The organism is Stenotrophomonas sp. SMYL8, assembly GCF_036320065.1.
Classification (GTDB): domain Bacteria; phylum Pseudomonadota; class Gammaproteobacteria; order Xanthomonadales; family Xanthomonadaceae; genus Stenotrophomonas; species Stenotrophomonas maltophilia_A.
The window spans coordinates 1-7,949 of sequence record NZ_JAWIRR010000012.1 but is presented as its reverse complement, the minus strand read 5'-3'; the positions used below and the strand labels follow the sequence as shown (position 1 = coordinate 7,949).

Sequence of the window (7,949 nt, the reverse complement as noted above, 5' to 3'; positions counted from 1 at the left end):
CGGCCGCGCCGGCCACGGCTAATAACAACCCGCGCCGGCCCCGGGTGGGGCCGGCCGCGGGCCGCCACTACCAGATGAAACCATTTTTGCATCGCAGCACGATGCCCGTTCTGGTTTAGGCTTGGGGTCTGGATCCGTTGACCGAGGCCTGTGCGTCGCCGATGAACGAGTACCGCAGCAGCATCGAGTTTGCTTCCCCCGATCTTCCGCTTCGCGATGATGTGCGCCGGCTCGGCGCGCTGGTTGGCGACCTGCTGGTTGAACAGGTCTCCGCCGCCTTCCTCGACGATGTGGAAGGCGTGCGCACCCGCGCCATCGCCCGCCGCGAGAACCAGGCGCCGTTGTCGGAGCTGGCCGATGGCCTGGCCGGGCGCACGCCGCAGCAGGCCGAAACCATGGTGCGGGCCTTCAGCACCTACTTCCAGGTGGTCAACATCGCCGAGCGCGTGCATCGCATCCGCCGTCGCCGTGACTACCAGCGCGCCGGTACCGCAGGGGCGCAGCCCGATGGCCTGCAGGATGCACTGCAGCACCTGAAGGCGCAGGGTGTGGGCCTGGACGAGCTGGCGCAGTGGCTGCCACGCATCGACATTGAACCGGTGTTCACCGCACACCCGACCGAAGCGGTACGCCGCGCGCTGCTGGAAAAAGAGCAGTTGATGGTGGCCAGCCTGGTCGACAACCTCGACGGCCAGCGCACGCCGGGTGAGGCCGCCGCCGATGCCGCGCGCTTCCGCATGGCATTGACCGCTTCGTGGCAGACCACCGATTCCTCGCCGGTGCGGCCCACCGTCGATGACGAACGCGAGCACGTCGGCTTCTATCTGGTGCAGGTGCTGTACCGGGTGATTCCGGTGCTGTACGAATCGCTGCAGCAGGCGTTGCGCGATACCTATGGCGAAGAACTGCCGCTGCCGCGCCTGCTGCGTTTCGGTACCTGGGTGGGCGGCGACATGGACGGCAACCCGAACGTGGATGCCCATACCATCCGCAATACGCTGGATGCGCAGCGGCAGGCGGTACTCGCGCGCTACCAGAAGGAGCTGCTGCAGCTGGCCAGCCTGCTCAGCCAGTCTACCGAGCGGGTGGGTGTGAGCGATGCGCTGCAGGCGTGCGTGGCGCACTACCAGCAGCTGCTGCCGCAGGTGCAGTCGCGCCCGCGCCATGCCGACATGCCGTACCGCCTGCTCAATGACCGCATGCGTGCACGCCTGCAGGCCACGCTGGATGACGGCGAAGGCGCCTACGCCGGTCCTGATGAACTGATCGAGGACCTGCAGCTGATCCTCGACAGCCTGCGCGCCAACCGCGGCGAACATGCCGGTGGCTTCGCCGTGCAGCGCCTGCTGTGGCGGGTGAAGACGTTCGGTTTCCATCTTGCGCGGTTGGACGTGCGCCAGGAATCGAGCGTGCATGCGCGCGCGCTGGCCACCGTGCTGGGCGGCGACGCGGCGTGGGACGATCTGGACGCATTGGGCCGCACGCGCCTGCTGGCGCCGTATGCGAGTGGTGACACGCCGTTGCCGAAGGGCGACGACGAAGGCAACCGGCGACTGGATGCGGTGTTCGCGGTGATGGCCGATGCGCGTGCGCGCCATGGTGGCGATGCGCTGGGCAGCTACATCATTTCGATGGCGCATGACCGCAGCGATGTACTGGCGGTGCTTGCGCTGGCACGCCGTGGCGGCTTGGTGGAAGAGGGCGGTTCGGTGCCGCTGGATATTGCGCCACTGTTCGAGACCGTGGATGACCTCAAGCGCGGCACCGCGACCCTGCGTGACCTGCTGGCCGACCCGATCTATCGCGCGCACCTGCGTGCACGCGATGACGTGCAGATGGTGATGCTGGGCTATTCGGACAGCAGCAAGGACGGTGGCATCGCTGCTTCGCGCTGGGGCCTGCAGCGTGCGCAGGTGGAACTGCTGGAGGTGGCGGCCGAGGCCGGCATCCGCCTGACCTTCTTCCATGGCCGTGGCGGTTCGATCAGCCGTGGCGGTGGCAAGACCACGCACGCGGTTGATGCGTCGCCCCGCGGCAGCATTGATGGCCGCCTGCGGGTGACCGAGCAGGGCGAAGTGATCCATCGCAAATACGGCATCCGTGCGTTGGCGCTGCGCTCGCTGGAACAGGCTACGGGTGCGGTGTTGCGCGCCAGCCTGCGCCCGCGTGCCGCCGAACCCCGCGAGGATGAGTGGCGACCGGTGATGGACGTGGTGTCATTGGCCAGCAGCGAGGTGTACCGCGCCTTCGTCGGCCAGTCTGGGTTCATGGACTACTTCCGCACGGCCACGCCGATCGACGTGATCGAGCGGATGACGCTGGGTTCGCGTCCGTCGCGCCGGCTCGGTCAGGACGCAGCACTGGGCAACCTGCGTGCGATTCCGTGGGTGTTCGCCTGGAGCCAGGCGCGTGCCGTCATTCCCGGCTGGTATGGCGTGGGCAGCGGACTGCAGGCGGCGGTCGATGCTGGTCACGAGCAGACCCTGCGCGAGATGGCACGTGACTGGCCGTTCTTCCGTACCTTCCTGGACGACATCGCGATGGTGCTGTCCAAGGGGGATATCACCATTGCCGAGCAGTTCTCGCTGTTGTCGGGCGACCTGCACGGGCGCTTCTTCCCGCAGGTACAGCGCGAACTGGAACTGACCCGGCACTGGCTGCTGGCGCTGATGGACCAGCAGACGCTGCTCGACCACGATGCGCGGCTGTCGCTGTCGATCCGTCTGCGCAATCCCTATGTCGATCCGATCAGCGTGCTGCAGGTGGATCTGCTGCAGCGTTGGCGCGAAAGCGGGCGCGAGGATGACGAGCTGCTGCGCGCGCTGGTGGCCTGCGTGAACGGTGTTTCGCAGGGTGTGCAGAACACCGGGTGAAATGCATCCGCCGGGCGTGGCCCGGCGAATTCGAAATGGTAGTGGCGGGGGGGGGGGGGGGGGGGGCGCCGGGGGAGGGCGGGGGGGGGGGGGGGGGGGGGCGCCGCGCCCGACCGGGGCCGGCCCGCGCGCCGCACCCTCATTTTTGCGTGCCGCCGCGGGCCGGCCCCCCCCCCCCCCCCCGGCACTACCTCACTCTTCCGGCGACGGCGGGTTCGACGCCAGCAGTTCCAGATGGCGCTGCTCCATTTCCTGGCGCAGCTGGCGGCGGATCAATGCGGCCGCCTGGCGGCGCTTCTCGTCCGACGTGACCGGCTGCAATGACGGCACCGGCGTTGGCCGGCCTTCCTCATCCACGGCCACCATGGTGAAGAAGCAGCTGTTGGCATGGCGCACGCTGCGCTTGAGGATGTCCTCGGCCACCACCTTGATGCCGATCTCCATCGACGAGGTGCCGGTGTAATTCACCGAGGCCAGGAAGGTGACCAGCTCGCCCACCGCGATGGGCTGGCGGAACATCACCTGGTCCACCGACAGGGTGACCACGTAGCTGCCGGCGTAACGGCTGGCGCAGGCGTAGGCGACCTGGTCGAGCAGGCGCAGGATGGCGCCGCCGTGGACCTTGCCGGAGAAATTGGCCATCTCCGGCGACATCAGCACGGTCATGGACAGCTGGTGGGTTTTCAGTTCGGTCGACATGGGGCGATTGTATCGGCAACCGGTAGTGCCGGCCGCTGGCCGGCAACCACGCGATTGTTTCCGGAGGCCATGAAAAAGCCGGCCAGCGGCCGGCTCTACCAGAAGCAGAAGGGCCGCGTGAGCGGCCCTTCGTGTTTCTTACTTCAGCTTCGCATCGGCGCGCAGGGCGGCAGCGCGGTCGGTCTTCTCCCAGGAGAAGGCCGTGGCGTTGACGGTCTCGCCTTCGCCGTTGAGGTAGCTGAATTCCTTCGGCTTGCGGCCGAAGTGGCCGTAAGCCGCGGTCTGCTGGTACATCGGGTGCACCAGGTCCAGCATCTTGATGATGCCGTACGGGCGCAGGTCGAAGTGCTTGCGGATCAGCTTCTCGATCTTGTCGTCGCTGATCTTGCCGGTGCCGAAGGTGGTGACCGAGATCGAGGTCGGCTCAGCCACGCCGATGGCGTAGGAGACCTGCACTTCGCAACGGTCGGCCAGGCCGGCGGCAACCACGTTCTTGGCCACGTAACGGGCCGCGTAGGCTGCCGAACGGTCGACCTTGGACGGGTCCTTGCCGGAGAAGGCGCCACCACCGTGACGGGCCCAGCCGCCGTAGGTGTCGACGATGATCTTGCGGCCGGTCAGGCCGCAGTCGCCCACCGGGCCGCCGATCTCGAACTTGCCGGTCGGGTTGATGTGGAACTTGGTGCCCTTGTGCAGCCACTTGGCCGGCAGCACCGGCTTGATGATCTCTTCGCGGACGGCCTCGATGAGGTCCTTCTGCTTGATGCCCGGGGCGTGCTGGGTCGACAGGACCACGGCGTCGATGGCCGAGACCACGCCGTTTTCATAGCGCAGGGTGACCTGGCTCTTGGCGTCCGGGCGCAGCCACGACAGCGGCGAGTTCTTCTTCTTGCGGATCTTGGCCTGCTGCTCGACCAGGCGGTGCGACAGGTGGATCGCGGCTGGCATGTAGCTGTCGGTCTCGTTGGTGGCATAGCCGAACATCAGGCCCTGGTCGCCAGCGCCCATTTCTTCCGGCTTCTTGCGATCCACGCCCTGGGCGATGTGCGGCGACTGCTTGCCGATCAGGTTCAGCACGCCGCAGGTGGCGCCGTCGAAGCCGACGTCGGAGCTGTCGTAGCCGATGTCCGTGATGACCTTGCGGGTCAGCGCTTCCAGGTCGATCCAGGCGCTGGTGGTGATCTCACCGGCCACAATGGCAACACCGGTCTTGACCATGGTCTCGCAGGCCACGCGGGCGCGCTGGTCCTGGGTCAGGATCGCGTCCAGCACCGCATCGGAGATCTGGTCGGCAACCTTGTCCGGATGGCCTTCGGAGACCGACTCGGAGGTGAAGAGATAGCTGGACATCAGGCGTAATATCCCTTGATTCGGATGGAAAGATGGGCGCGAATGATACACGGGGTGCGCCGCCTGTGCATTGTGAACCTGTACCGGTTGCCGGTGGTTAAGCCCGCGTAGGCCCGGCAGGGGCCGTCCGGCTGGGATTGGGGCTCAGCCTCGAGGCCCAGTGTTCCACCAGCGTGACAACGCAGCGGGCGGCTACCGGCCCCGACTGCGCGGGCCACAACGCCCGGCAGCGGCTGTGCGGCCGTCATCGTTCTGCCCAAAAACCGCCATCTGGCTGCCGCCTGCCGGGCGCAGGCTGTCGGCCAAGCCGGCCGCCGGGCATGAGTGGATCTGCCATGCAGGAACTTGAACAGCGTCTCCAGCAACGCTTCCCCGATTGGTTCCATGGCCGCCGTGGCCAACTGGCCCGGCCCTTGCTGCGCAGCGTCGGCCGCTGGTCGCGGTTGGACCAGATCGAAGCCTTCCTGCAGCGCAGCTCAGGCCTGCGTGGCTTCGGCTTCGTCGCCGCCGGCCTGGAGTTCATCGACGGCCAGTACCAGGTGGACCCGGCCGCGCTGGCCAGGATCCCGGCCACCGGCCGCCTGCTGATCGTCGCCAACCATCCCTCCGGGGCACTGGATGCCCTCGCCCTGCTGGACGCGGTCGGCCGCATCCGCCGTGACGTGCGGATCGTGGCCAACGACCTGCTGGGGGCAATCGCGCCACTGCAGGACCTGCTGCTGCCGGTACGCATCCTCGGTGGCAAGGCCCAGCGTGGCAGCCTGCATGCCGTCGAAGAGGCGCTGGCCGCCGAGCAGTGCGTGATCGTGTTCCCGGCCGGCGAGGTCTCGCGGCTGTCGCTGCGCGGCATCCGTGATGGCCGCTGGCAGCGCGGTTTCGTCCGCTTTGCCCGTGCCGCTGGCGCGCCGGTGCTGCCGGTGCGTGTGGAGGCGCGCAACTCGGCGCTGTTCTACGGCGCCTCGACCCTGTTCAAGCCGGCGGGCACCGCGCTGCTGGCGCGCGAGATGTTCACCCGTCGTGGCCGTCCGCTGCGGCTGAGCATCGGTGAGCCGATGCAGCTGGGCAAGGGCGGCGACCCGGGCGCACAGCTGCTGGCGGTGCGCCGCGCGCTGTATGCGCTGGGCCGTAATGGGGCGGCGGGCGATGCAGCTGCTGTAGCAGGCCCCGAGCCGCTGGCGTCCCCGGTGCCGCCTTCACAGGTGGCCGCAGGCATCGCCGCGGCGACCCAGCTGGGCCAGACCGCCGACGGCAAGCAGATCCTGCTGGCGACCTGTACCGCCGATTCGCCGCTGCTGCTGGAGCTGGGGCGTCTGCGCGAGCTGACCTTCCGCCAGGTAGGCGAGGGCACCGGGCGCAGCCGCGATCTGGACGATTACGATCCGCGGTACGAACACATCGTGATCTGGGACGCGGCCGCGCAGCGCATCGCCGGCGCCTACCGGATCATGCGTGGTGCTCACGCGCTGGCCCGGCACGGCCTGTCCGGGCTCTACAGCGCGTCGCTGTTCCGCTATTCCGACGACGCCATCACCCACATCGCCGAAGGCCTGGAACTGGGCCGCAGCTTCGTGGTGCCTGATTACTGGGGCAGCCGCAGCCTGGACTACCTGTGGCAGGGCATCGGCGCCTACCTGCAGTGCCGGCCCGGCATCCGCTACCTGTTCGGCGCCGTGTCGATCAGCGCAGCGCTGCCACGCGATGCACGCGAGCAGCTGGTGGCGTACTACCAGCGCTACTACAGCGGTACCGCCGGCCTGGCCGAATCGAACCGCCCGTTCCAGTACTTCGTCGCGCCGCCAAGTTTCGGCGAGCTGGATGCAGGTGCCGCGTTCGATGTGCTCAAGGCCAACCTGGCCGCACTCGGCACCGGCGTGCCGACGCTGTATCGCCAGTACACCGATCTGTGCGAACCCGGTGGCGCCCGTTTCCTTGCCTTCGGTGTCGACCCGGACTTCAGTGATTCGATCGACGGCCTGATTGAAGTGGACCTGTGCGCGATCAGGCCGAACAAGCGAAAACGCTACCTGCGCGACGCGGGGACGCCGGCATGAGCGCGCTGGCGAACCTGTCGCCGCACCGGCGCGCAGTGTTCGTCTCCGACGTGCACCTGGGGTCACGTCATTGCCATGCCACCGAGCTGGCGCGGTTCCTCTCGCAGCTGCGCTGCGAACGGTTGTACCTGGTGGGCGACATCATCGACCTGTGGTGGATGGCGCATCGCCGCGCCAACTGGCGCCAGTCGCACAGCGAAGTCATCCAGGCCCTGCACGCGCTGCGCCGTGCCGGAACCGAGATCGTCTACATCCCCGGCAACCATGACGCGTCACTGCGCCACGTGTGCGGGCTGATGCTGCCAGCGATGCAGGTGCGCCGTCGCGCCATCCATGTGACCGCCGATGGCCGTCGCCTGCTCGTTGCGCATGGGGACGAGTACGACGGCGTGACCCACTTCGGTGGCCTGCAGGAAAAGTTCGGTGACTGGCTGTACTACCGCATTCTGACCGGCAACCAGGCGTTGAATGCGGTGCGGCGGCTGCTGGGGATGCGCTACTGGTCGCTGTCGGAGTTCCTGAAGAAGCGCAGCGGTGCGGCCGAACGCTACATCGAACGCTTCGTGCAGGCCGGGCTGGACGACGTGCGGCGGCGCGGACTGGATGGCATCGTCTGTGGCCACATCCACCGCGCCGCGCTGATCGAGCGCGATGGCCTGGTCTACGCCAACGACGGCGACTGGGTGGAGAGCCTGACCGCGCTGGCCGAAGACCATGATGGCGCGCTGCGCCTGCTCGACCACAATGGCCAGACCCTGGTGGAACTGCCGGGCGCGCGCATCAAGCAAGCGGCTTGACCCACTCTTGTAGAGTCGAGCCATGCTTGTATGTTCCTCCCGGCTCCTACGCGGTATGTAGGAGCCAGGGTGGAGGGACCGTCAAGCATGCATCTGCGGATACTAGCCGACAGACGAGTCGAGCGATCCCCATCCCGCACACGAACGTCGATAAAGGATCGTACGGCCCCCAAAGGGGA

General features: G+C 67.7%; 5 protein-coding genes. 3 read left to right on the top strand and 2 right to left on the bottom strand.

The genetic code is table 11. From position 1 onward, the window contains the following. The first annotated feature begins 161 nt into the window (after positions 1-161). A complete protein-coding gene (gene ppc, locus V3B25_RS11335; RefSeq protein ID WP_329810709.1) occupies positions 162-2,873 on the top strand; it encodes a phosphoenolpyruvate carboxylase in 2,712 nt (903 codons plus the stop codon). A 192-nt stretch (positions 2,874-3,065) separates the two neighbouring features. Here ppc and V3B25_RS11330 read toward each other — a convergent pair whose 3' ends face one another. Together V3B25_RS11330 and metK are read right to left on the bottom strand one after the other, a co-directional pair. After that, the gene (locus tag V3B25_RS11330) at positions 3,066-3,572 is read right to left on the bottom strand and encodes an acyl-CoA thioesterase (protein WP_049399791.1); all 507 of its coding nucleotides are present in this window, start codon (positions 3,570-3,572) and stop codon (positions 3,066-3,068) included. Between the two features lie 138 nt (positions 3,573-3,710). After that, complete coding sequence (gene metK, locus V3B25_RS11325; protein WP_010481882.1) at positions 3,711-4,922, bottom strand: methionine adenosyltransferase; 1,212 nt, start codon at positions 4,920-4,922, stop codon at positions 3,711-3,713. A 335-nt stretch (positions 4,923-5,257) separates the two neighbouring features. Here metK and V3B25_RS11320 point away from each other — a divergent pair, with 335 nt between their 5' ends. Both V3B25_RS11320 and V3B25_RS11315 read left to right on the top strand, forming a co-directional pair. Further along, on the top strand, positions 5,258-6,973 hold the full coding sequence (locus V3B25_RS11320; RefSeq protein WP_329810683.1) for a lysophospholipid acyltransferase family protein: 1,716 nt from the start codon (positions 5,258-5,260) through the stop codon (positions 6,971-6,973). Continuing rightward, entirely contained in the window at positions 6,970-7,770 is an 801-nt protein-coding gene (locus tag V3B25_RS11315; protein WP_032129692.1) for a UDP-2,3-diacylglucosamine diphosphatase, read from the top strand. The genes V3B25_RS11320 and V3B25_RS11315 overlap by 4 nt, the downstream gene beginning before the upstream one ends. Positions 7,771-7,949 lie beyond the last annotated feature (179 nt).

What these genes read in the sequence shown, in the direction of transcription:
- V3B25_RS11330 (WP_049399791.1), bottom strand. Translation starts at nt 3,572, where the DNA reads ATGTCGACCGAACTGAAAACCCACCAGCTGTCCATGACCGTGCTGATG.
- V3B25_RS11315 (WP_032129692.1), top strand. Translation starts at nt 6,970, where the DNA reads ATGAGCGCGCTGGCGAACCTGTCGCCGCACCGGCGCGCAGTGTTCGTC.
- metK (WP_010481882.1), bottom strand. Translation starts at nt 4,922, where the DNA reads ATGTCCAGCTATCTCTTCACCTCCGAGTCGGTCTCCGAAGGCCATCCG.
- V3B25_RS11320 (WP_329810683.1), top strand. Translation starts at nt 5,258, where the DNA reads ATGCAGGAACTTGAACAGCGTCTCCAGCAACGCTTCCCCGATTGGTTC.
- ppc (WP_329810709.1), top strand. Translation starts at nt 162, where the DNA reads ATGAACGAGTACCGCAGCAGCATCGAGTTTGCTTCCCCCGATCTTCCG.